Origin of the sequence: Rhodococcus sp. IEGM 1318 (genome assembly GCF_033142465.1) — a bacterium.
Classification (GTDB): domain Bacteria; phylum Actinomycetota; class Actinomycetes; order Mycobacteriales; family Mycobacteriaceae; genus Rhodococcus_F; species Rhodococcus_F qingshengii_B.
The window spans coordinates 139401-163648 of sequence record NZ_JAWLSC010000013.1; the positions used below are offsets into that span (position 1 = coordinate 139401).

Here is a 24248-nt window from a genome sequence, read left to right on the forward strand (position 1 = left end):
ATTCTGCGAACTCATGTCCGAACGACAATTTCATCTGAACGCCTTCCTGATGGGCGTCGGCCATCATGAGGCGGCGTGGCGCCACCCTCGCACAAATGCGGCCAACCTTCTGGACGTCAAGCACTTCCAGGAACTGGGGAGAATCGCCGAGCGTGGAAAGCTGGACTCGGTGTTCTTCGCCGACGGTCTAGCAGTCGGTCCGCGGGTCAAATACAACACTCAGGCGATCTTCGAACCCGTCACCTTGCTGTCGGCGATCGCTGCGGCCACCGAGAAGGTGGGGTTGATTGCAACCGCGTCGACCAGTTACAGCGATCCGTACACTCTCGCAAGGAAGTTCGCTTCCCTCGATCACATCAGTGGCGGACGAGGCGGGTGGAACATCGTGACGTCGGCCGGCGCCGACGAGGCCGCGAACTTCGGCCTCGATGCGGTACCGACGCACAGCGGTCGTTACGAGCGCGCCGAGGAGTTTCTCGACGTGACGCTCGGACTCTGGGACAGCTGGGAAGAGGGGGCAGTTGTCCTGGACGAAGAGACCGGAATCTTCGCCGATCCTGATCGTGTCCATCGCATCGACCATGACGGTCAACGATTCACGGTGGCTGGCCCGCTCAATTCGCCGAGGTCTCCACAGGGACGTCCGCTGCTTGTACAGGCCGGTTCCTCCGAGAGCGGTAAGGATTTCGCGGCGAGGTATGCCGAAGCCGTGTTCACCGCTCAAAGAAGACTCGAGCAGGGGCAGGATTTCTACACCGACCTCAAAGCGCGGCTGATCAAGTACGGGCGTAGTCCCGACGAGATCAAGGTGCTGCCGGGCATCGTGCCCTTCATCGCGGATACGGAAGAAGAAGCGAAGGCTCTGGAGCAGTCGTTCACGGACCTGATCTCTCCCGAGTATTCGCTGCGCCAGCTCTCGAACATGGTGGGTGTCGATCTCACCGAGCATTCTCTGGATGCCCCGCTGCCACCGTTGCCGGACATCGATCGCATCCAAGGGAACAAGAGTCGATACCAGCTCGTCAAAGATCTTGCAGCGAGCGAAAACCTCACCGTCCGTGAATTGATCGGCAAACTCGGCGGTGGCCGTGGGCATCGGACATTTGCCGGGACACCGGAGCAGGTCGCGGACGAGTTGACCGCATGGTTCGACAAGGGCGCAGCGGACGGCTTCAACATCATGCCGCCCTATCTGCCCGGAGGGCTCGAGGTGTTCGTCGACCGGGTCGTGCCGATTCTGCAGGCGCGTGGGCTCTTCCGAACCGAGTACGCCGAATCGACCCTGCGGGGCCACTACGGCCTCGATCGTCCGGCGAACCGGTTCTCGCGGGCCGCTGACGCGGCAGAAGTGAGCGCGTGACGGAAACACTGCCCAAGGAACAGCCGGCGATTGCCGGACTCAAGCCACTGGTCACAACGGTTTTCGTGCCGGCGGCCATCTTCGGGATCGGTCAGGGTGCGGCTGCCCCCATCGTGGCCGTCACCGCGCGCGACCTGGGTGCATCGGTCGCCGTCGCCGGCCTGATCGTTGCGCTCGGTGGCTTGGGTGCCGTACTCGGTGACCTCCCTGCCGGCCGGATAGTGTCGCGTTTCGGTGAGCGTAGATCGATCATCGGCGGAAGTTCGTTGGGTGCAACAGGAGTGGTGATCTGTCTGCTTGCACAGACTCCGTGGATGCTCGGTATCGGCGCACTGTTGACCGGACTGGCGAATGCGGTGTGGGGCCTTGCGCGGCAGAGCTACCTCGCCGAGACCGTGCCACTCGGTCTTCGGGCCCGAGCAATGTCGTCGTTCGCCGCGATGTGGCGGTTGGGTTTCTTCCTGGGACCGCTCATCGGTGCCGGCGTGATTCTCCTGGTGGGAGCGCGCGGAGGATTCCTCGTCCAGTTGGTGGGCGTCGTGCTCGCCGGGGCGCTGATGGCCCGCGTTCCCGACCCGCCACGAAAGGTGCAGGCGGGCAACAGCGATCACGGGCACGTCACCCTCCCGGAGATCCTTCGCCGTCATCGTGCCGCTCTGTCGACGCTCGGGACAGGCTCCCTTCTGATGGGCGCCGCCCGCGCTTCGCGTGAGGCCGTTCTTCCATTGTGGGCATTGCACCTCGGGTTGGATGCAGCCCAGGTGAGTGTGATCTTCGGTATCGGTGCGGCCGTGGACCTGCTGTGCTCGTATCCGGCCGGACACATCATGGACCGATACGGACGTAGGTTGGTCGCGGTGCCTTCGCTGACGGTGATCGGTGTGTCGTACCTGATGTTGCCGTTTTCGACGGGCGCAGTGGAATTGACGGTGGTTGCTGTCGTGATGGGGATCGGCAACGGACTGGGCAACGGCGTGATCATGACTCTCGGTGCTGATATCGCCCCGCCCGAAGAGCGCGCCGAGTTCCTCGCTGCATGGCGTTTGACGCACGACACGGGCATGCTCGGTGGGCCGCTCGCGATCGGTCTTCTCGCCGCGGTGTTCCCGCTCGGGTGGGCATTTGCCGCACTGGGCGCGACTTCGTTTGCCGGCGCGGCGATGATGTTCCGCTTCATTCCGGTCTATTCTCCGCGGGTGTCACCCCTCTCGCGCGTCGGGAAACTGTAGGTAGGCTCGCTACATGCGATTCGGACTGTTCGTACCTCAAGGCTGGCGTCTGGACCTGGTCGGCATCGACCCCGCGAAGCAGTGGGAGGTGATGCGAGACTTCACGCTGCGCGCGGAAGCAGGGCCGTGGGAGTCGGTGTGGGTCTACGACCACTTTCACACCGTTCCCCAGCCGACGGAAGAAGCGACTCACGAGGCGTGGACGTTGATGGCCGCACTCGGTGCGTCGACCTCGCGTATCCGACTCGGCCAGATGTGTACCGCCATGAGCTACCGAAACCCGGCGTACCTCGCCAAGGTCGCTGCGACCACCGACCTGATCACGGGTGGACGCGTCGAGATGGGCATCGGCGGCGGTTGGTACGAGCAGGAGTGGCGCGCGTACGGCTACGGTTTCCCCTCTGCCGGTGAGCGTCTGGGCCGCCTCGACGAAGGAATCCAGATCATGCAGCAGGCGTGGTCGACCGGCAGCGCGACGCTCGACGGCAAGTACTACCAGGTCGACGGAGCGCTGTGCCGTCCACTTCCTTTGCAAGAGGGCGGAATTCCCATCTGGGTTGCCGGTGGCGGCGAGAAGGTCACACTCAAGATCGCGGCCAAGTACGCGCAGTACACGAACTTCGACGGCACCCCGGCCGGCTTCGCGCCCAAGTCCGAGATCCTGAAGAAGCACTGCGACACCGTCGGTACCGATTTCGACGCCATCGTCCGTTCGGCCAACTACAACGTGGCCATCGGCGCGACGGAATCCGAGGTGGCTCAGCGGTTGGAGACACTGAAGGCCCGACTGACGCCGTTGGTCGGCGAAGCTGCCGCCGATGCGTCGCTCGATGCGTTCCGCGGAATGCCTGCCGTAGGTACACCCGAGCAGATCATCGAGAACCTGTCGGCGCTCAAGGCGCAGGGACTCGAGTACGGAATCTTCTACTTCCCCGAGGCCGCGTACGACACGTCGGGAATCGAGATGTTCGAGAAGGAAGTGCTGCCCGCGCTCGCGTAACCGTTTGGGCTAGCGCAGGGAGTCAGGAAGATCGGCCGGGTTGATCAGAACCCGGCGATCGGGGTGGGTGCGAACTTCTTCGGAGTCGGGGATCCGGCTCTGCAGGAAGTTCCACTCGCTCGCACTGACAGCTGCGATCGCGCGTGCCAGCACTGCCGAGTCCTTGGTCCCCCACTCGATCGGCATGGGGCTGACCATCTGCCAAGTGTCAGCCTTGCTTCGGGTGGAACGATCCGAACGCAGTGCCACCGACGGAATGCGGTCGCCGACTCGCCACTTCGGATTGAGTCGAACATTGCGGCTGACGAGCGCGTACTTCGGTGCTCCGGCCGCCGGCTTCGCGATGTCGATCAGTGCCGTCAGGGTCGCCGCTCGAGGGTGAACCTCGGTGACGATCGAGGGAACCAGTGGGTTGTCCGCATACAGAGATTCGACGCTCCCCACCTTGCGAGGTGCCCACACGGCGACCCACAGTGAACTGGCCGCACCGATGGCGAGGACCGCGCCGATGATGATGGACCACACCTCGCCCATGCTGATCAGCCAGGCTCCGACCGCGGCGAGGACGATCGCAAAGATCACTGCGGAAATCTGCAGGCGGCGTACGTCGGCCAGTGTGTCGTTGACCGACTTGGCGTGGGCCTTGTCGACGGTGAACTGGAAGTCAGCCACGAAAAAAATCCTTCGGGTGGTGCCGGACGATCTAGGACCGGCCCCCGATCTTCCGGGAGCCGTCCACCAGCGTAGCTAGTTTCGTGCTCGCTCCCACATCTGCAGGTAGGCCTCGGCGCCGCGGCTCATGTCCTCGATGATCGTGTCGCCGTCGGCGCCCGCAGCAATACGCATGTCCGCGATCCAGTCGGGAATCATCCCGTACTGGGCAACGCCATCGGTGTTCACGTCGAAAACCCTGGTGCCTGCGCGCTGCTGGTCCATGATGGTGCCGTCGAAGGCGGTGTACGGATACTGCAGCGGATTTTCGGCGGCGTCACCGCGCGGTGCGGCCTGCGGCCCGAAGCCGTTGGTGTCGGCGCCGTAGCCGAAACCGAAGTAGTAGTTCTCGCTTCGCATTGCCCGCGCGTCGCGCCACTGGTCGATGAATCCGCGCTCTTCGGGCTTGTCGTCCGAGGCGTCGAGTTGCCCGGCGTACAGGGCGACGAATCCTCCCAGCGCGTAGATCCGCTTGTACAGGCTCGGGTCGCTCCAGCTGTGACTGGAAACAACACCGGAATAGTTCGCGGCTTCGAGAATATCGAGGGCTGCTTCGGCGGTCTTGACGCTCATGTGATCGATGTCGACGATCATCCCTCGGTCCATCAAACCGCTGATCGTGTATGCACCCAGGTCGGTCAGGCCGTGTGAATTGCATTGCGGACCAGCGGGGTACACCGGAAGCGTCACTCCGGGTGGAAGTACTGCGAGAAGAATTTGTGCCCCGTCGACCTTCGTGGGCAGCACGTTGTCCTCGGCAACGCCGGTGCATGGTTCCGACTGCCAGAACTCCCCGGTGCCCAGGTAGTTGCCGATGTTGACGGCCACTCCGGTGACTCCGCCGTCGAAACGGGCACCGCCGAGGGCGTTGTCGAACTTGTGCGTGACGATCATCTGCCGGACACCGAGGTCGTACAACTCGTCCAGACCGCGGTCGATGTCGTCCTCGGTGCACTGCGGAATACCGTTGCGCACAGAGCAACCGAAGGGTTCGGACACCTCCACCCCGAGGGTGACGGCCAGCTTTCCATCGGCCGCCACCTGCCTGGCCTGTTCCGGCGAGCTCACGATGCGGAACCAACCCCGGCCGGGACCACCGTACTGGGCGTCGATGTAGTCCTGGAGTTCGCGTGTCTGCTGCGCCTGGATTCGGACGGTCTCCATCTCGTCACAGGGATTTCGCTTGCTCGGATACAGCTCGCACAGGACACGATTGGCGACAAAGAGATTGGTGAAGATTCGCAGCCCCCCGCGCCAAGCCCGCTCGACCCACTTGTAGTACGTCTGCTCGTGGGTCAGTGAATCGTGCGCCGGCCAGTCGGCGAAACTCGGCCAGCCGGTGGTGTCGTGAGTTTCGAAGGGATTGCCGTACGACAGAACGTTTTCGAGGAGCGCCGGTATCCCGTCAGGTTGATGGTCCGGGCAGTCGACGAGCGCTGCGGTGACGCCCTGAGGATCGAAAGGTCGGCCGCAGTGCAGGTTTCCGCCCATGAACTCGGAAGCGTTCATGTGCACGTGTGTGTCGATGAATCCGGTGACTTCACCGTTCGGTCCGATTTCTCCTGGAACGCCGTTTGCGCCCACCTCCGCTTCGGGGAAATCGGCGCAGCCGTCGCGCGGGATCAGCGTGAACGCAGATTCGGGAACGTCACCGGGATCGGACATCGTGAGCGTCAAGTCGCGCGAGATCAGTTGACGGCCGTTCGAGGTCGCGGTCAGAACGAACGATTCACCGGTGGACATCACGGTCCAGTCGGTGGAGGGAGTTGCTTCGGAAGTGGCGAGTACCGAGTCCGCGCCGTCGTGCGAGAGCATCGACCCGTCCGGGCCGTACAGCATGAAACGACCCAACTGGGCCGCATGTAGCCGGAACGGTTCGGCGTCTGCGGCTTTCGTTACGTCGGTGAGGTACGCCGACCCGTCACGACGGACGAAATCACCAGACTCGGTGCGCAGCGCGAAGCAACCGTTCGCAAGTGCATACACCGAGTTCTGCGCAGTAGGAGCAGGACTCGGTGCCGCGGCGCTGACGCCGGTCGTGGCGACGACGACGGCGGCAGTCAGCAGCGAGATGGTTCCGGCGAGCCGACCCCGTAGACGTGGAACTGAGCGCATGGTGCTGGTGACCCCCGGCCGATGGACACGACTGTGACAGGGGACACTCTACAGATAACTGGACGTATGTCCATTTGCTTCTGAAACGTGTTGCAGAAATGCTCAGCCGATGGCAGGTCCGAGCAGGTCGTCGGCGTCGGTGATCCGGTAGGCGTAGCCCTGTTCGGCGAGGAATCGCTGACGATGTGCCGCATATTCCGCATCGAGAGTGTCGCGGGAAACCACCGAATAGAAGTGGGCCTGACCACCGTCGTGCTTGGGTCGCAACAGTCGTCCGAGCCGCTGAGCTTCTTCCTGTCTCGATCCGAAGGTTCCCGAAACCTGCACGGCGACAGACGCCTCCGGAAGGTCGATCGAGAAGTTCGCGACCTTACTCACCACCAGCGTCTGGATCTCACCGTTACGAAACTGATCGAACAGGATCTCACGTTCCTTGTTCTTGGTGGATCCCTTGATCACCGGCGCGTTCAGGGCTTCGCCGAGTTCGTCGAGCTGATCGAGATACGCACCGATCACCAAGGTCGGTGAATCCGGGTGCTTCGCCAGAATCGACTTCACGACAGCAATTTTGGTGTGCGCCGTCGAGCACAGTTTGTAGCGCTCCTCCGGTTCGGCGACGGCATAGGACATGCGCTCGGCGTCCGTCATCGTCACTCGCACCTCGACGCAGTCGGCCGGCGCGATCCAGCCCTGCGCTTCGATGTCCTTCCACGGAGCGTCGTAGCGCTTGGGGCCGATGAGCGAGAAGACGTCGCCTTCGCGGCCGTCCTCACGAACCAGCGTTGCGGTCAGGCCGAGACGGCGGCGCGACTGCAGGTCTGCCGTCATCCGGAAGACGGGCGCGGGCAGCAAGTGGACCTCGTCGTAGATCACCAGTCCCCAGTCGCGGGAGTCGAAAAGTTCGAGGTGCTTGTACTCGCCCTTCGTGCGACGCGTGATCACCTGGTAGGTCGCGATCGTGACCGGCCGAATCTCCTTACGCTCGCCGGAGTATTCGCCGATTTCTTCCTCGGTCAACGACGTGCGGGCGATGAGCTCACGCTTCCACTGACGACCGGCGACGGTATTGGTGACGAGGATGAGTGTGGTGGCCTTGGCCTTTGCCATGGCTGCTGCGCCCACCATCGTCTTACCGGCGCCACATGGCAGCACGACGACGCCTGAGCCGCCGGCCCAGAACGAATCCGCTGCCATCTGCTGGTAGTCGCGCAGTTCCCAGTGGCCCTCTTCGAAAGCGAGATCGATCGGGTGCGCTTCGCCGTCCACATAGCCGGCGAGGTCCTCGGCCGGCCAGCCCACCTTGAGCAGCATCTGCTTGAGGCGGCCGCGTTCGCTCGGGTGGACGATCACGGTGTCGTCGTCGACCTTCTCACCGAGCATCGGTGAGATCTTCTTGTGTCGCATCACCTCGGTGAGGACTGCCCGGTCGAGGCTGACCAGGATGAGGCCGTGCACCGGGCTCTTGACCAGCTGCAAGCGTCCGTACCTGGCCATCGTGTCGACGATGTCGACCAGCAGCGGTTGCGGAACTGCGAATCGTGAGAACGAAACCAGAGCGTCGACAACCTGCTCGGCGTCGTGTCCGGCGGCGCGGGCATTCCACAAGGCCAGGGGAGTGATGCGATACGTGTGGACGTGCTCGGGGGCGCGTTCGAGTTCCGCGAAGGGGGCGATTGCCTGCCTGGCATCGCCGGCGCGCTCGTGGTCGACCTCCAACAGCAGCGTCTTGTCGGATTGGACGATCAACGGTCCGTCGGTCACGGAAGCCTCCTAGTGAAACAAACGCAGCAGCCACAGAGCGTTGCACCGCGTTGTCGGCTGACGCCAACCCTGCCATTGTCCTGGTATCGGAGCGCAACGCCAACATGCGACGCTCGCACAGCCAGAAGTAGAGGTGCCCGAGTTCGGGCACCCCTACGTCAACAGGGCAGGACCATCCGCTATTCCGGACGACCTGCGGCGGGCAGGACGAGGATCTTCACGTGCTCGTCGGGTGCGCGAAGAGCCGCAAAAGCATCCGAGACTCCGTCGAGCCCGACACGGCCGGTAATGATCGCTTCGGCGTCGATCTCGCCGGCGGCCAACCGAGCAAGGGTGATGTCGTACGCGTTCTCGTAGGGGCCATGACCGAAGTTGATCGAGATCCTTCGGAACTGACCGATGACGGGAACGATGGTCTCGTCGCCGAACGGCGCAGCCAGGACCTGAATCCGCGAGTTGAACGGCAGGGTGCGCATCAGTTCGCCGATGACCCCCGCCCGGCCGCTGCATTCGTAGGCGATCAGGATGCCGTTCGCGGCCTGGCCCACGAGCGGGTTGCCTTCGGCGACCATCTGATTCCACAGTTCGATCGGATCCTGTGTGAAGGGGTCGACGACGATGTCCGCACCCATCTTCTTGGCGAGCTCGCGGCGTTTGGGGGAGGGCTCGGACGCGATGACGATCTGTGCCCCTCTCGCTTTCGCAGCGACGATGGCACCCAGTCCGATCGTCCCGCAACCGACGACGAGCGCTGAATCGGCCGAGGTGAGGCCGGACTGTTGGAGATGCATCTCGCCGACGTGTAGAGGTTCGGCCAGTGTGGCGTGCTCGAGTGACAGATGGTCGGGAACCTTGCGAACCCAGAATGCGTCGACAACGATGTGATCGCCGAACGCGCCGTGGTATTCGTTCGAGTAACCGATGATCGTCGGTATTCCGGTAGCCGTGTCGGTGGCCAAGCCGATGCCGGCCACCCGATCACTGATCATGAAATCGTCTACTGCAGAACCGGTCTCGGAGACGATACCCGCGTATTCGTGACCCAGCACCACGGGTGCGTCTGGATCGAAGGTGGCGAGCGGGTAGCCACCGTTGTGTGCGACCTCGACGAATCGGCACGGGTCCTTCGACATGCTCAGGTCGCTGCCGCAGATTCCGCAGGCGACGACGTCGACGCGGATCTGATGGGGTGCCAACGGCGGCGCGTCGGCCATCTCGGCGACGGCGAATTCTCCCTGTTGGAATCGGACGGCCCTCATGCGCGCACGGCTCCCGTCTCGGCTGGTTGGCCGTAGTAGTCGGTATGGGCTTTGGTGATCGCTCCGACCAGCCCGCCGATCAGGTATTCGCGGTTGTCCTCGGCGAACTGCATGCTCGCCTGACGTCCGACATTCCGCTTCCGGAAGTGCGGGACCACCTCGGAGGCGAACAATTCGTAGCTGCGTTTGGTGTCCTCCCAGCTCGCCATGTCCACGTGAAGGATCAGGAACGTGCCGAACCCTCCTGTCTTCTCGATCAGACGCTCGATCTGAGCGATCGCATCTTCGGGCGTACCGATGATCGCCTGACCGAACTCGCCGAGTGTGTCGTTGCGCCACTGGTCGATGATTCCGGCAGGTGTATCTGCCCAGGCCGGGTTCTGGCCGGTCTGTCGATTCACGTAGGAGGCCATCGATCCGATCCGTCGGCTCACGGCGCGCTCGGCCTCGGCTCGGGTCTCGGCGATGAACATCGGATTGACCACACGCCACGTCGCCCGGTCGGCGCGGTGGCCGTGCTCGGCCGAGACCTTCTCGTACACATCCCAGTTGCGGTCCAGTGCGTCGAATCCGCTGGGTGAACTCGCCGCGAGTGAGAGCAGGGAGAGCCCGTTCTTTCCGGCGAGCACCGAACCGTTGGGTGAAATCGTCGACGCTGTCACGGTCTCGATGCCGTCCGCACGATAGGTGGGCAGCTGTGCGCGTGCGTCACGCAACGTGAACCAGTCGGTTTCCATGTTGACGACCTCGCCGCGGAGCAGCGCGAGAATGGCCTCGAGCGCTTCGCCCTGGCGACGACGCTGGTCCGACGGGTTGATGCCCATCATGTGTGCATCGAGGGGGATCTTGCCTGGGCCGGTGCCGAAGATGAGCCGTCCGCGGGTCTGCAGATCGAGCTGAGTGATGCGGTCGGCCGTGATCAGTGGGTGGTGATAGGGCAGGGACGTCACACCTGTGCCGAACTGGATACGCTCGGTCCGCTCTGCGGCGGCCGCGATGAACATGTCCGGAGCAGGCACGATCTCGGCACCGGTCGAATGATGCTCACCCATCCACGCTTCCTCGAATCCGAGGTGGTCCAGGTGTGTCATGAGGTCGATATCGCGTCTGAGTTGCAGGGCGGGATCGGCGTCGAGCGGATGGTATGGGGCGAGGAAGGCTCCGAAGCGGATGGACGATGCGGACCACACGATGACATCTCCTGTCGACAGGGGAGTGATTTGGATCACTCGCTCTGGTTGAGATGTCTAACATGGATCAACTGATCCAATAAGTTGAGCCTCCCGCACAGTGGGACGTTTGTAATCACTTGTAGTTCAACGCCATCTGGCGCAGTGACGTCGGTTATCGTTGTTACAAGTCGATCAACTGAACCAGGATTTTGAGAAGGAGTGTTGAAGAGGTCATGCAACTGGACGTCATAATCACCCCCACCTCCTCGACCGTCGAACTGAATAATGTCGACGACTTCACCAGTCTCTCGGTCGTCGTCGTTGGCGGCGACGATCGATCCGAGACTCTGAGTCGGGTATTGGAACCGTGGGGGGAACTCGAGGACGATCACATCTGGCTCGACATCGCTCACCTGGAGCAAGCCGTCGCGGCCCGGATCGGAAACACCGAGTGGAGGCAGAAGTTCTCGGCGATGGTGGACTACGCACGCGCCCACGGCTGGGTCGATCGCGACAACAGGGTGCGAGCACACCGTGAATCACTCTGACTCTGCGTTCACCATTGTGGAGCCGTTTGTCGAGCCCGTGCGAAGCTCGTTCGTATGACCGACTCCCGGCAGAACCGTCAAGGCGACGCGACGCGTCTGCGTTTGCTCAAAACTGCTGAACGGCTTTTCGCGACAGAGGGATTGGATGCAGTTTCGCTGCGCTCGGTCAACGCCGCGGCCGGTCTCGGGCCGTCATCAGTCCACTACCATTTCGGAACCAAGGACGATCTGGTCGCCGCGGTGCTGTTGGACATGGGAACGTCGGTGCGAGATCAGATCAGCGCGAACGTGGACGCCCTCGCCGCCGACAAGACGCCGCCGACGGTCGAGGCGCTGGTACGGGCCGTCACTGCGCCCTACAAGACAATGCTCCTTCGCCATCGCACGCGGGGAATGCGATGGATCAGAATCGTCACGCAGATCTCGCAGCCGCAGATGTCGCGACCGGGCCATCCAGCCCTCGAAGCGACCGAGCTGCACCTGCGTGATCATCTTCTCGAACAGGTCCGTCGTACCTTTCCTGCTACCGATCCGGAAAGGCTCGAGACTCGCTGGGCGATTGCCTTGATGGGCTTCCTCCAGGCGCTGAGCCGGGCGGACGATTGGAGCGGAAGTGGCAAGCCGCTCGCGCCGGAGCGGCTTGCCGACTTCTACGAGGACCAGGTCGTCTTTCTGGTGGGTGGTGTGCGGCAGTTATTGGGGTGAGCGCCTAATCGATGCGCCTCCTATTTCTGTGCGACCACTGACTTCCGCATTTCCATTACATGAGTAATAGCTTCGGAAATTCCGGACCGATAACCGATATTCTTTTCGGAATCACCCGGAGTGGAATCAAGCTCCGATTCGAGTCTCGTTTGAATACGGTCCAGGGTGTGGATTGTTCTTTTCACGATGGTTGATTCTCTTTCTGCGGTAAATCCGATAGAAGTATTCCGGATTGCCGAGCGTGTTCGTCGAGGACGCAGAGTGAAGCGAGAGTCATGCCCGCTGCGTAGCCGCGCGAGCGTGCGTCAGTTCCTCGATTGCGCGACTTGAACAGGTTGAATGTTTCGTGCAGGTGCACGAGGGTGTCGGTGGAGGTAGGCATTGGTCAGCTTCGCAGTCAGCTCGTCTTCCTCTGGACTTTGCTGTCAGCTCCGCTTCCGCTTACGGATGAACTCGGAAGACTCCGCAGTTTTCGCCCGCTTTTCCGCGCGGCGTTCCTTGATCGACTGGGCGGGTTTCTTCATGTTCTTACCCGGCGCCTTGTCAGCCATTGTCGCTCCTCATTTTTCGAAGTGGCAATCACAAACTGACCTCGACCATACTTCATTTACAGAAAAATGCCAGTTGCTTCTTTTTTGCTACTTTTTTCCGGAGTCGACGGGGCTGACGGAAGTAATGCGGTGCAACGTGAAACGGCGAACCGCGCCGCTTGCCGGGTCGAAGGCGTCCAGCTGTCCGCCGCCCACGCTGACGGGGTCGACGATGCGATGCGTCGCGACCCCCTGAGCGTCGACGTAGCCGATGTTGACGCTGGAATTGTCTCGTGCCGCCGTGGCCAGCAAGGCGATGGTGGCAGCGTTGTTCTCGCGCGAACCGTCCGTTCGAACGCCGCCACGGCCGGGGGCGGAAGCGCGGTCGCCCGCACGCATCGTGCGTACCAACGACGCCAGCTGATCCGCCGACGGGCTCGCAGGCATTCTCGACGCCGGTCGGCTGCGACGGTTCGGTACGCGAGCCCCGCGTGGGCGAAGATCGACCAGCGTTCCCGAGGAGTCTTCGCCGGCCGGCGCAAATCCGGCTGCGCGCAATTCGGCCAGGACCTCGCGTAGCGGGGCTTGGGAGATCGCGACCGTGGGAGCCAACGCGCGCAATGCCAGGGACTCGGCCACCGCCGATGCGAGTACCTCCGCCAACAGTGATGCGTCCTCGCACCGGATGAACGACGCTGCGACCCCGGCGCGCAGTCGTCCGTGCCGACGCGCAACATCGTCAATCAGATACGAAAGCGATTGGGGGACAGGTGTCTTCGATTTCGAGGCGAACATGGCATGCAGTTCGGTGGCCGTCAGACCGGCGTCGAGAGCACGACGCACACTGTCCTCGCTGATGCGGTACATGGAGGCCGATCCTGCCGACTCGATGTCCGCGACCAGGCTCACCTGCTCGAGCAGATCCGGTACGAGCGGGCCGGGCGCAACCAAAGTCAGATCTGCCTGGACCAGGATGTAGTCGATCGGGTCGGGTAGCGCGGACTGCATTTCGGCTTCGGCGTCCCCGCCGTGTAGCAATGCTCGTCCCGGTGACGACAAAGCGCCGCGGGCTACCAGTCCGAGTGCGGCGGCCTCGTCCAGAGTCCGCTCGATCGCGAAGGTCCGTAGGCGTCCGCTCCACCGCGGACGTCGCCACGCCAACAGCCGACTGACCTCGACGGCCGACGCAGTCTGACCACTGTCGAGTTCGGCTAGCAGCCCCAGAATGGCCTGACGATCTCGCGGTGCCGCCGGTGCCCGGCCCTCCTCGGACAGTGCCGCGATCGGCTTGTCGGTGGAATCGCGCAGCCCGATCATCCACGGAACACGCGGTACATCGACCCAGGCGGACGCCAGGACCTCCCACCGTCGCGCTGTGGACGCGTTCAGCCAGCCGTCGACGGCGAGTGTGGGCGTCCAGTATTCGTCCGCGTTGTCCGAGATCGGCGCCGGGTCGGGCGTTCCGCTCGCGATGAGTCCGGCTGCGGAGAGTAATTCGACAAGCAGGCTCACACGCGCTTCGTCGAGATCGGCAGTTTTGGCTACACGTCGTAGTTCTCGAACGCCGAGTCCACCGGCTCGCAGGGCGGGGGCCGGTGCTACTCCCAGAACTGCGATCACGTTCTCGCATTGGCGTACCAACTCGAGCGCCTCGCCGGCTGCTGCGGCGTTCACGTCCGCCGGTTTGAGTTTGTCGCCCCCGATGACCGGTGCGGTCAGTGTCGTCGGATCGAAAACCGGCTCGCCGCGGATGGCCTGACGAACCGTCGCCGGGAGTTCGACGGTTTGCTCGTCGAGCCACCGCAACAGGCCGGCTGCCAGCAGTCGCTGAACCGGGCGCTCGGGCGGCGTTCCAGGGGCAGCGTCGCGGGTGCGGCCGATCGGGCTGGAGTTGGCAAGAGTCTCGAGGAGATCCCGTTCTCGGGTGTCCAGAGCGTCGAGGGCCGCCGAGATCTCGGTCTCGGACATCGCCTCGGCAGGTTCGAGGGCACGACCCACACGCCAGGGAATCATCCCGATGACTGCCGGGACGACGCTGATGGGATCGACACCCCAGATGAGGGCGGACTCGCGCATCTTCGACAGCGACTTGTCGACGGCCTTCTTGGTGACCTTGCCCTTGCCGGTAAGTGCGCGGTCGGCGATTGCACTGTTGAGTTCCGCCCGAGTCATCGGAGTTTCCTCAGCGCCACCGAGTGCCAACAATTCGAGAAGACCGAAATCGAGGGTGTCGAGCTCGTCGGCCGCTCGGCTGACCGACGCGCGTTGCTGCGCCCGACCGCTGAGAACCACCATCGTGCTCGGCGGTGGCACGGCCAGATCGGGGCGCAGACGCAGCAACTCCGTCAACTCGGCGTCACTGCGCGCCGAGAGCCAATCGGTCAGACTTTCGGCTGCGGAACTGCCCGCCGGGGTGCCACGTGTTTCGGTCATCAGGTATCAGATTAGAGACCTGGTCTGTACGGCGTAACGGCGTCCTGTCAAAATGACTTCGTGGCCAACAATTCGAAGCAACACTATGTAGATCCAGGATGGCCGGAAACTGCAGACGGAGATCACGCAGTGACCGAATTGTCATCGACCCGTGCAGGTGGACTTTCACCCTTCGGCGAGGACACCACTTTTCCGGTTCCGGTGGAGTCACTCCCTTACGTACACCCGCACACAGTCATCAACCGATAACAACTCGACAAGAAGAAGGCCCGCACCGATTCGGTGCGGGCCTTCTCTAGTTCGAGCGTCCGAGCGGACAGTCTTGCCGGTGTTACTTGAGGAACGTCTTCGCGGTGTCTGCGGCTGCGAGGATCTGCGGGTCGACCGGGATGCCGTTGGCCTTGGCGAACGCGATTGCCTGATCGATGGCGTCGGCAACCGGGTGCGCAACGGTCTGAGCGACCTGCTGAGCCGGAGCCGGAGCTGCCTGAGGAGCCGTGGTGGCTGGAGCGGAACGCTCGGTGGCGCCGCTGCTCAGTCCGAGGCTGGAGGAGCAGGAGGGCCATGCGCCCCAACCCTGGTTTGCAAGAACACGCTCGGCAACAACGATCTGCTGCTCGCGAGAGGCCTGGTTTGCGGTGGCTGCATACTGTCCGCCGCCGTGTGCGTTCCACGTGCTGGGGGAGAACTGCAATCCGCCCTGGTAACCGTTGCCGGTGTTGATGGCCCAGTTTCCGCCGGCCTCACACTGGGCGAGACGATCCCAGTCGGAGTCGGGGGCAGCGTTTGCGGTTCCGGTGGCTGCAATTCCTGCTACGCCCATGATGGCGCCGGTGACGGCGACCTTGGCGACAGTGCGGCCGGTGGTGGTGGGCTTGCGATGGCGTCCGCTCATGATGGTCGAAATCCTCTCCACACGCGCCTGCGAGGTCAGCTGTCGGGTTCGGGCTGAGAGGTCGCCCGGCCTCGCCTTTCCTGGCTGGAAAGGGTCTGGCTTCACCCCAAGATTCGGTCTTGCGATCGAACCGGTGTCCACTGGAGAACTTTTCTGTTCTCACAGAGGACTTTGGGTCCCCCGTCCTCGTCCCTGGAATGCTCTGTCGGAAGTCCGGTACCCGCGGGACAAGGCTTGGCGCGGCGGGCCGGAGGTGGCCGAGTTTCCCGGCCGAAAACGACGGTAACGGCTCGAGTCGCTCGTGTCACCATTTGATAACGCGGCGTGGCGAAAGACGTACAACGCGTCACACAAAGCGCAGGAGACTCTTCCCAGGTAGGTGGGGGTGCTTCAGTGAATGTCCGGTTGTGTCCGTTCTGTTATCCATCCGTAATGTGATCAAGGTCACATCGTTACAGGGATGGATTCGACGGCTATGCGTAATTGACGCGGTCCACGTCGACAATCTCCTTGCCGAGCGGCATCAGCGAGATCGGAATCATCTTCAGGTTCGCGACCGCGAGCGGAATTCCGATGATCGTGATTGCCATCGCGACGGCGGTGACGATGTGTCCGATCGCCAACCAGATGCCGGCGATGATCACCCAGATGACGTTGCCGATCATCGAACCGACACCGGCGGTCGGCTTGTCGACGACGGTCTTACCGAACGGCCACAGTGCGTAGATGCCGATGCGGAACGCTGCGATTCCGAAGGGAATCGTGATGATGAGGATGCAGCAGATGATGCCTGCGGCGAAGTAACCCAATGCCAGCCAGAAGCCGCCGAACACCAGCCAGATCACGTTCAGGAGGATTCTCATGGTCAGTGACCTTTCGGTTGGAGGCGGGAGAGATCAGCGCACGCGTCGACCGGATCTCAGCGTGTAGACGATCGCGAGCAGGAAGCCGATCGGGCATGCGAGTGCGACGAGATACAAGGCCAGGCCGGGCGGAGTGTCGCTGAAGATGTGGACCGCGAAGATGGCCACGATCGCCAGGAATCCGACGATGAACAGTGCCATCGCCGTACGGAACAGACCGTTTCCGGTGCCGGAAGTGCGCGGGTTCGGTTGAGGGTCCACACCTACGAGGATAGTGCCTGTAAACCTGGGTGCCGACCCGGGTTCGTCACAGGTAGACTGTTAACAGACTGCGCGCCCCGCTGAAGCAAGTGTGGGGCGCGTTCTTTTGCATTCTTCCACCGGAAGCGATGCGAGCAAGGCCATGAGGCTCTTTCGAGAGCCTCCCGAGCACATTGGGGCAGATGCCCCAGTCGAGTGATGAGCAGGTGAACGCGGTGCCGACCGGCAAGGTGAAGTGGTACGACGTCGAAAAGGGTTTCGGCTTTCTGTCGCAGGAAGAGGGCGAGGACGTCTACGTCCGTGCTTCCGCTCTCCCCGAGGGCGTCGAGGGCTTGAAGGCCGGCCAGCGCGTCGAGTTCGGCATGGCTGCAGGTCGCCGCGGTCCGCAGGCGCTGAGCCTGAAGGTGCTCGAGCCGGCGCCGTCATTGCGCGGCGCTACGGCGACGCGTCGTGAGCCCGTCGAGCGTAAGCACACCCCTGACCAGCTGCACGGCATGGTCGAGGACATGATCACGTTGCTCGAGGCGAAGGTCCAGCCGGATCTGCGCAACGGCAAGTACCCGGACCGCAAGACCGCTCAGCGGATCTCCGAGGTCGTCCGGGCTGTCGCGCGCGAGCTCGACACCTGATCGCTTCGACACGAGCTGCCGTACACAGCTGCTGACAAAATGCCCTGCACACCAATCGGTGTACAGGGCATTTTCATGGTCCGGGGATCAGGCGGTCTTGATCGACCAGATCAGCAGTCCCTGCTCGCTTCCCTCACCGACGGCGAGGTGGATTTCGACGCCGACGAGTTGTTTGACGGGATCGCTCGAAGATTCGACCGTCACTGCCAGGGCCTCGCCGGGCTCGAAGACTCGGGGTTCGCCGGTCTGGTTGCCGTCGGCATCCTCGTAGACCGCCAGCAGGGCCCACTGCGCATCGGAGACGTCCGTCGACAACGACAGCTGCAACGGATAGCCCGCGGGAACGTCGAGTGCGTAGATGTCGCCCACCTGGGCGCACTGGGACAGATCGATGGTGCAGAACCCGGCAGGGTTGGTCTCGATCGTCTTGCCGTGTGCGTATGCAGTGATGACCGGCAGCTTGTCGGGGTCGTCGTTGATGTTCTTGATGATCACGAAAAGAACGGAGACGTAAGCAACCAGTGCCACCACCATCAGGACACTGATCGCTGCCACGATCTTCTTTGTTCTCGAGCGCATCATCACTGCGGAGTACTTCCTTGTCCTCGGTTGGATTTACCGGTGTAAATCACTTCGGTCACTTCTTGTTCGGCCAGATCGGGTCGCTTCCCGCCGAGGCCGGGCAGGAGGCTGTTTCCTCGGTAGCTCAGGAAGGTCTGTAGTAGCCCGATCGTCAGGAACACCGATACAACAGTGAACCCGATCCAGTATTCGGTCGGAAGCAGAACCCCCAATGCGCCGCCGAGTACCCAGCTCAACTGCAGAACCGTCTCGGATCTGCCGAATCCGGACGCGATCGATTCCTCGGGCAGGTCGTGCTGCAGTGATGCGTCGAGCGAGACCTTGGCGAGGGCGCTGGCGGCGGAAGCGATGAGCGTGGCCAGGGCGGCGGTCATCAGGTTGTCCGTCAGAGCGGCGATCACGGCGATGATCCATACCGAGGCCGTGCACCGAAGCACGATCAACGCGGGCCGGCCGAGCTTGAGTCGAGCGCCCGCGGCATTGCCGGCGAAGTTACCCAGACCGGCGGCTGCGCCGACCAAGCCGAGCATCATGGCCTGCTGGAGTGGCTCGTGATCGGTACGTGATTTGGCGACGAACGCGATGTAGAGCGTCAGAAAGCCGGTGAGCACTCGGATGGTTCCGTTGCCCCAGAGTCCGATGATCACTGCCCGTCCGAGAGGCTGACGGACCTTGGCCGGTTTCGCGTTCGGCTGTGGTGGGGCGCTGCCGGCGTGATGTGCCTCGTCCGGGTGGTAAGTGATGGTCGCGGGAACCTCGCCCTCGGTGACCTCGACCCACGACGGGATTCGCATGCTCAGATATGCGCCGAAGACGGTGACGGCAACCGCGAACCACAAGGCGCCGGTGGAGCCGAAAGCGAGGGCGAGCGCACCCGCGACAGCGCCGGCCCCGATCGTTCCACCGATCAACCCGAAGACTGTCAGGCGCGAATTGACTCGTACCAAGTCTATTTCCGGTGGTAGCACGCGTGGAGTCACTGCACTCTTGAGTACCGAGAACGATTTACTGAGCACCATCATGCCGAGCGCGGCCGGATACAAAATCCAGCTGTCGAAGTTGAAGACCAGGATCACCGCGAGGAGCGTCCGGACTCCGAACGACGACGCGAGCGCGATTCGGCGGCCACGCTGCAAGCGGTCGAGCATCGGACCGATGAGCGGCGCGATCACGGCGAACGGCGCGATCGTGATCAGGAGATATAGCGCGACCTTGGTCTTGTCCTCACCCGTCGCGGCAGAGAAGAACAGCGTGTTGGCGAGGGCGACGGCGATGGCCGCGTCGGTGGCATTGTTCGTCATCACCGCGTAGGTGAGTGCGGTCAGACCGGACTTGTCCGCGCCGTCGGCCTTCGCTGCGCGCTGGAAGGTCGCGATGCCCTTGTTCGTCAGTTCACGGCTGCGCATCGCTGCGACGCGGGTGACGGTGAGCTTGCGAGGCATCGGGGGAGCTTTGGGAGCGTCCGCACCCGGTGCCTTCGAGCCGGAAGCGGAATCCGAGTCTCCCCGTGATTCCGGGATCGGATGCAGCGGAGGCAAAGGCGTGCGACGGGCCGCGGGACGGGCCGAAGGCGGGTAGTTGTCCTGGCGGGCCGCGGGTGGGTAATTGTCGTAACCGGGGTGCACCTGTTGCCCCTCCGGCTCGTCGTGGATTCGCCGAGTTTCGGGGTCGTAGGGTTCACGCGGTCCGGTCACCACTCAATTCTGTCCTAGTGTCGGCGCGGCTACCACGCACACCCCTGCGAGTCCTGTGTCATGTCGGACTCAGTTAACGAAACGGACTTCGAACATCTGCGGCCAATACTTACCGGTGAGCAGGAATCGATCGGTACCGGGAATCTGCGCGATGCCGTTCAGAACGTCGACGGTACTGGTCGATCCGTCCGTGACGAGTTCTTCGCGGAGCAGCGACGCGTCGTACACGTTCATGACGCTGCCGTCCGACGGGTCGATCCGGACGACGGTGTCCGTGGTCCAGACATTGGCGTAGACGGAGCCGTCTTCGGCGCATTCCAGTTCGTTCAGTTTGCCGACGGACTCCGAAGACCTGGTGACGTCGATCGTGGAGATCGACGCGAAGGTTTCGGGATCGCGAAAGGTCAACGTGGCCGAACCGTCGCTGGAGACCAGCCGATCCCCGAGCGAACAGACTCCCCATCCCTCGGTGTCGAGTGGGAACCGCCCGCGTTCGATCAAGGTGTCCTTGTCACGGGCGATGGCAACGCCGTCTTTCCAGGTGAGTTGCCACAGTGTGTCTCCGGCGACCGTGATGCCCTCACCGAACAACGGCGGGTCGAGATCGGCACGTGCGACTTCCGGTCCCGAAGCGGGAGCCTGCTCGTCCGAGATCCCAGTCGAGCGGACCCAGGACCGGCCGACGCGCCCGGTACTTTCGTAGAGACGATTTCCGTCGATCTCGAGGCCTTGTGTGAACGCGTCGGGGTCATGCGCGGACACTCGAACGATCTCGACGGAGCCGGTTTCGGTCGTGAGGTTGTCGGGAGCGCAGGGGGAATCGGAGCACCCCGTCAGCGCCGACGCGATCACGGCGACCGCTGCGAAACTGCGCACGGAATTGGCGTGTGACCTACTCATCTGCCCAGCATGGCAGCCCAGTGCGTTGCGGACTTGCGGTGGTGCGGCAAACTGGAGGAGTGAGTGTTGCTACTTCTCCAGAGCGTGCAGTGCCGCGCCCAGTACTGGCCGATGCGGTCGAGCTTGCCCGAACGGCAGTCGTCGACCTGCATGAAGGCGGTGTGGGGGCATACCTCGGCGTGACGTCGGAGGACGAATTTGCCGCCACCCATCGATTTGCAGCAGACATTCCGGGATACCGCGGTTGGCAGTGGGCGGTTGTCGTCGCTGCCGGACCGGAGGACACCCACGCCACGGTCAGTGAGTTGGCGCTGTTGCCAGGTCCCGACGCGTTGGTTGCGCCGGAATGGCTGCCATGGGATCAGCGGATTCGTCCCGGCGATCTCTCCGTCGGTGACCTGTTGGCTCCGCCGGCCGAGGATCCTCGCCTCGTTCCCGGCTACGTCGCCACCGGTGACCCGGAAGTCGACGAGGTAGCTCTCGAAATCGGGCTCGGCCGCAAACAGGTCATGAGCCTCGAGGGCCGACTCGATGCCGCACAGCGTTGGTTCGACGGTGACTTCGGCCCGGAGTCGGAAATGGCGAAGGCCGCGCCGTCGACGTGTGGGCTGTGTGGGTTCTTCCTTCCGCTCGCCGGTTCGCTGCACGCAGCGTTCGGCGTGTGCGGCAACGAACTCTCCGCAGACGGTCGTGTGGTCAGCGTGTCCTACGGTTGTGGCGCGCACTCGGACACCAGCTTGCCGCTCGGTGCGGGTTCGCCGCAGTTCGACGCATTCGACGACGGAGCAGTCGAGCTGATTGCGGCGCCAGCTCGCCCGTCGAGCGTTGTTGCAGTTGAGGATTCGGTATCCACCGAGTAGAAGATCCGTTCGGCACGGACGCACTCAGGGCGGCGACGCTGCGCGCGTGGTCGGAATCTCCGACGCGATTGCGTGAAGACGCGGCTGCTGAATCCGATCTCGCGAAGGCCGGGTACCGCGACCGTCTGCTCACCGAGTTGGCACAGAACGCTGCCGATGCGGCTGCACGTGAGGGCATCGCAGGCTCTTTGTGGGTGGACCTGGACGGTCAGACGCTGACCGTGGCGAACACGGGCCGTCCGCTGGACGAATCCGGCGTGCACGCGCTCACGGCGCTGCGAGCGTCGAACAAGGTCGATGCCGACGAAGGCGTCACGGGTCGGTTCGGCGTCGGATTCTCGGCAGTTCTCTCGGTCAGTGACGAGGTGGAACTGCGCTCGTCGACGGGATCGATTCGGTTCTCTGCCTCGCAAACCCTGCGCGAGATCGAGTCTCACGAACTTCCCGTGCCGGAAACCGGTGTCCCCGTACTCCGTTTGGTGTGGCCCTCGGTCGAATTGCCCAGCGACGGTGCCGATTCAGAAGTGGTGCTGACACTGCGGCCGGATGTCGATGCCGCGGCGCTGCTTGGGCAGATGACGCGCGAGGCCGTCGACTTGCTGCTCGAACTCCCGGCCCTCGGATCTATTCGTCTGGGCGAGAAGACTTTTCAGCGATCGGAACGAGTGCTGGAATCCGGTCTCGTGGAGATAGCGATCGGAGATCGTACGTGGTGGCAGTACTCGGCGCCGAACGCACGATGGTTGGTACCGGTCCACGACGGGATCGTCGAGCCGGTGTCCGACGACGTCCTGCGTGCCCCGACGCGATCCGACGAGGAGCTGTCGATCCCGGCGATCGTCATCGCCGACATAGCGATGCAACCCGATCGCCGACGCATCATGCCCGCTGCGCCGATCGCTCCGCTCGCCGAGGGATACGCGAAGTTCCTTGCCGCACTGCCGTCCCGGCAGCGCACGGCGCTCGTCCCGATTCCTGCCTTCGCCCGAAGCGAAACGGATTCGCTTCTGCGCGAAGCGCTTCTGAAGGAGTTACAGGAGAACGAGTGGCTTCCGGTGGTCGGTGAACCCGACCGGGCGCCGCAGCGAGCATCCGTGGTTCCCGGGCTCAGTGACGAACTCGCCGATTTGCTCACCGACATCATCGGCGGACTGGTTGTCCCCGAACTCTCCGGCCCCAAGCACGAGCGAGCACTTGCGGCGGTGTCGACGCACCGCATCGGGCTCGCGCGCATCGCGGAACTGCTCAGTGGACTCGAACGTGAACCGAGTTGGTGGAATCGACTCTATGCGGCCCTCGAGCCCTTGGTGATCGACACTCTTGCGGTGGAAGAACTTGGAACGCTGCCGGTTCCACTATCCGACGGACGGATCGTGACCGGTCCACGGACCGTCGTCGTCGGCGTCGAACTGGGTGAAGACGCACCGTCGGTGCAGTGGACGAGGTTGGTTCATCCTGTCGCGGCTCACCCGTTGCTGTCTCGATTGGGAGCACAGACCGCGAGTGCCACCGACCTGCTGTCCGATCCGGCACTGCGCGCATTGATCGAAGATGCTGCGGATCAGGATGATTCGGTAGTGACGGGCTTGGCGCAGGTGGTGCTCGGATTGGCGGCCCACGTGGCGCCGGGGGCGCTGCCGTCATGGATCGGTGAAGTGCTGCTTCCTGCTTCGGAGGGAGAATTGCGTTCCGCCGACCAGCTTCTGCTTCCGGGGGCTCCCCTCGCGGGTGTCCTGGTCGAGGATTCTCCCTTCGGCACAGTCGACGCTGATTTCGTGCAGCAGGTGGGGGAGCAGGCACTTCGGGTAGTCGGTGTCGGGTGGGGCTTCACTGTGGTCCGCGAGGAATTGCCGTCCGGCCCGGATCACGATCTCGACGCCGAAGACGCATGGTGGGACACCCTCGACGAGGATCCCGAATACATCGAAGCCGTGCGCGATCTCGATCTCGTGGACGAAGACCGCTGGGCTCAGGCGTTGTCGCTGCTGGTCGAGTCGCCGGCGACGCGGGCGCTGCTCGTCGACCGCCGCGGATACACGGCGTGGTGGTTGCGTTCGAATGCGGAACTGGGCGGTGAGGTTCTGGGGCTGCTGCGAGCTCCGGGCGATCGCACTTTCGAAGGATTGCTCGACGCTGCCGAACACCCCGACGCCGGATTCTTTTCCGGACTGCTGGCATCGGATACCGTCGACGATCCGGAACTGGCTCAGCTGCTGCTCGATCGGCTTGCCGACCCACTACGGATGCCGGCCTCCGCCGTCGTTGCGCGGACGCACCGACTACTGGGTGAGGCAGCGCAGCGACGGGTTCTCGACCTCGAGGAACTGCGCCTACCGCCATTCGTACGCGGTCTTTCCGGTGACCTGGTGGATCCCGGCGACGCTCTTGTTCTCGACCAGCCATGGCTGGGAGCGGCACTGCCTGCGCAACGAGTGGTGCTCGGCAGCTTCGAGACGGCCGACGCACTGGCGGATCTCCTCGACATCGCAACGGCGTCTGCATCCGTTCACGGACGAGTGAGCAGTGCCGGCGTCGTCACGACTTGGGCGAACGAACCACAGGCAGTTCTCGGCTTCGCAGCCCTCGGCCGTGAGGTTCCCGGCGGCGAGGTAGTGATCCATCACGAACTGTCGGTGGAACTGACAGGAGCAGTGGAGGCGACAGTGACCGTGCCGTGGTGGGTGGACTCGGACGGCGTTCATCACGTGATGCGCACGTGGACACTGCCGCAAGGAATGTGA

At 63.3% G+C, this 24248-nt stretch carries 22 protein-coding genes and 1 riboswitch; of the genes, 9 read left to right on the top strand and 13 right to left on the bottom strand.

Annotation, left to right across the window (positions count from 1 at the left end; genetic code table 11):
- Positions 1-13 precede the first annotated feature (13 nt).
- The 3 genes from R4P65_RS26500 to R4P65_RS26510 are packed head-to-tail and all read left to right on the top strand — an operon-like array spanning position 14 to position 3589.
- On the top strand, positions 14-1360 hold the full coding sequence (locus R4P65_RS26500; protein ID WP_317828727.1) for an LLM class flavin-dependent oxidoreductase: 1347 nt from the start codon (positions 14-16) through the stop codon (positions 1358-1360).
- The gene (locus R4P65_RS26505) at positions 1357-2589 is read left to right on the top strand and encodes an MFS transporter (protein WP_317828728.1); all 1233 of its coding nucleotides are present in this window, start codon (positions 1357-1359) and stop codon (positions 2587-2589) included. Before R4P65_RS26500 ends, R4P65_RS26505 begins: the two co-directional genes overlap by 4 nt.
- A gap of 13 nt (positions 2590-2602) precedes the next feature.
- The gene (locus R4P65_RS26510; RefSeq protein WP_317828729.1) at positions 2603-3589 is read left to right on the top strand and encodes an LLM class F420-dependent oxidoreductase; all 987 of its coding nucleotides are present in this window, start codon (positions 2603-2605) and stop codon (positions 3587-3589) included.
- Positions 3590-3598: 9 nt separating this feature from the next.
- Here R4P65_RS26510 and R4P65_RS26515 read toward each other — a convergent pair whose 3' ends face one another.
- From R4P65_RS26515 to R4P65_RS26535, 5 genes are all read right to left on the bottom strand, one after another.
- Positions 3599-4261, bottom strand: a complete 663-nt coding sequence (locus R4P65_RS26515; protein WP_317828730.1) for a DUF3239 domain-containing protein — start codon at positions 4259-4261, stop codon at positions 3599-3601.
- 75 nt (positions 4262-4336) lie between these two features.
- Positions 4337-6415, bottom strand: coding sequence for a peptidase (locus tag R4P65_RS26520; protein ID WP_317828731.1), 2079 nt, complete (start codon positions 6413-6415; stop codon positions 4337-4339).
- A gap of 102 nt (positions 6416-6517) precedes the next feature.
- Positions 6518-8176 (bottom strand): DNA repair helicase XPB, encoded by a 1659-nt coding sequence (locus R4P65_RS26525; RefSeq protein WP_019744947.1) that lies wholly within the window; start codon positions 8174-8176, stop codon positions 6518-6520.
- Positions 8177-8355: 179 nt separating this feature from the next.
- Entirely contained in the window at positions 8356-9435 is a 1080-nt protein-coding gene (locus R4P65_RS26530; protein ID WP_317828732.1) for an alcohol dehydrogenase catalytic domain-containing protein, read from the bottom strand.
- Positions 9432-10625, bottom strand: coding sequence for an LLM class flavin-dependent oxidoreductase (locus tag R4P65_RS26535; RefSeq protein ID WP_054781685.1), 1194 nt, complete (start codon positions 10623-10625; stop codon positions 9432-9434). Before R4P65_RS26535 ends, R4P65_RS26530 begins: the two co-directional genes overlap by 4 nt.
- A 215-nt stretch (positions 10626-10840) precedes the next feature.
- On the opposite strand from R4P65_RS26535, the gene R4P65_RS26540 reads away from it, so the two are divergent.
- Complete coding sequence (locus R4P65_RS26540; protein WP_317828733.1) at positions 10841-11155, top strand: hypothetical protein; 315 nt, start codon at positions 10841-10843, stop codon at positions 11153-11155.
- Positions 11156-11209: 54 nt separating this feature from the next.
- Positions 11210-11860, top strand: coding sequence for a TetR/AcrR family transcriptional regulator (locus tag R4P65_RS26545; protein WP_230814532.1), 651 nt, complete (start codon positions 11210-11212; stop codon positions 11858-11860).
- 425 nt (positions 11861-12285) lie between these two features.
- Here the strand turns inward: R4P65_RS26545 and R4P65_RS26550 are convergent, their stop codons facing one another.
- On the bottom strand, positions 12286-12411 hold the full coding sequence (locus tag R4P65_RS26550) for a hypothetical protein (protein WP_007733507.1): 126 nt from the start codon (positions 12409-12411) through the stop codon (positions 12286-12288).
- Positions 12412-12498: 87 nt separating this feature from the next.
- The gene (locus R4P65_RS26555; RefSeq protein WP_317828734.1) at positions 12499-14823 is read right to left on the bottom strand and encodes a helicase-associated domain-containing protein; all 2325 of its coding nucleotides are present in this window, start codon (positions 14821-14823) and stop codon (positions 12499-12501) included.
- Positions 14824-14883: 60 nt separating this feature from the next.
- Between R4P65_RS26555 and R4P65_RS26560 the strand changes: the two genes are divergently transcribed.
- Entirely contained in the window at positions 14884-15072 is a 189-nt protein-coding gene (locus R4P65_RS26560) for a hypothetical protein (protein WP_019744939.1), read from the top strand.
- A gap of 82 nt (positions 15073-15154) precedes the next feature.
- Here R4P65_RS26560 and R4P65_RS26565 read toward each other — a convergent pair whose 3' ends face one another.
- From R4P65_RS26565 to R4P65_RS26575, 3 genes are all read right to left on the bottom strand, one after another.
- Positions 15155-15718 (bottom strand): transglycosylase family protein, encoded by a 564-nt coding sequence (locus R4P65_RS26565; protein WP_230814530.1) that lies wholly within the window; start codon positions 15716-15718, stop codon positions 15155-15157.
- A gap of 8 nt (positions 15719-15726) precedes the next feature.
- A riboswitch (cyclic di-AMP (ydaO/yuaA leader) is annotated at positions 15727-15947 on the bottom strand.
- Between the two features lie 244 nt (positions 15948-16191).
- Entirely contained in the window at positions 16192-16581 is a 390-nt protein-coding gene (locus R4P65_RS26570) for a YccF domain-containing protein (protein WP_003939919.1), read from the bottom strand.
- Positions 16582-16614: 33 nt separating this feature from the next.
- Complete coding sequence (locus R4P65_RS26575; protein ID WP_003940194.1) at positions 16615-16842, bottom strand: hypothetical protein; 228 nt, start codon at positions 16840-16842, stop codon at positions 16615-16617.
- 215 nt (positions 16843-17057) lie between these two features.
- Here R4P65_RS26575 and R4P65_RS26580 point away from each other — a divergent pair, with 215 nt between their 5' ends.
- Positions 17058-17471, top strand: coding sequence for a cold-shock protein (locus R4P65_RS26580; protein ID WP_007733502.1), 414 nt, complete (start codon positions 17058-17060; stop codon positions 17469-17471).
- An 87-nt stretch (positions 17472-17558) separates the two neighbouring features.
- Here the strand turns inward: R4P65_RS26580 and R4P65_RS26585 are convergent, their stop codons facing one another.
- From R4P65_RS26585 to R4P65_RS26595, 3 genes are all read right to left on the bottom strand, one after another.
- Positions 17559-18026 carry a DUF2771 domain-containing protein gene (locus R4P65_RS26585; RefSeq protein ID WP_223304425.1) on the bottom strand — a complete coding sequence of 156 codons (468 nt, stop codon included), beginning with the start codon at positions 18024-18026 and terminating at the stop codon, positions 17559-17561.
- A 26-nt stretch (positions 18027-18052) separates the two neighbouring features.
- The gene (locus tag R4P65_RS26590; RefSeq protein ID WP_317828735.1) at positions 18053-19747 is read right to left on the bottom strand and encodes an MFS transporter; all 1695 of its coding nucleotides are present in this window, start codon (positions 19745-19747) and stop codon (positions 18053-18055) included.
- A gap of 69 nt (positions 19748-19816) precedes the next feature.
- Complete coding sequence (locus R4P65_RS26595) at positions 19817-20647, bottom strand: glutaminyl-peptide cyclotransferase (protein WP_317828736.1); 831 nt, start codon at positions 20645-20647, stop codon at positions 19817-19819.
- Between the two features lie 38 nt (positions 20648-20685).
- On the opposite strand from R4P65_RS26595, the gene R4P65_RS26600 reads away from it, so the two are divergent.
- Positions 20686-21507, top strand: coding sequence for a DUF3027 domain-containing protein (locus R4P65_RS26600; RefSeq protein WP_317828792.1), 822 nt, complete (start codon positions 20686-20688; stop codon positions 21505-21507).
- Positions 21508-21575: 68 nt separating this feature from the next.
- Positions 21576-24248 carry a sacsin N-terminal ATP-binding-like domain-containing protein gene (locus R4P65_RS26605; RefSeq protein ID WP_317828737.1) on the top strand — a complete coding sequence of 891 codons (2673 nt, stop codon included), beginning with the start codon at positions 21576-21578 and terminating at the stop codon, positions 24246-24248.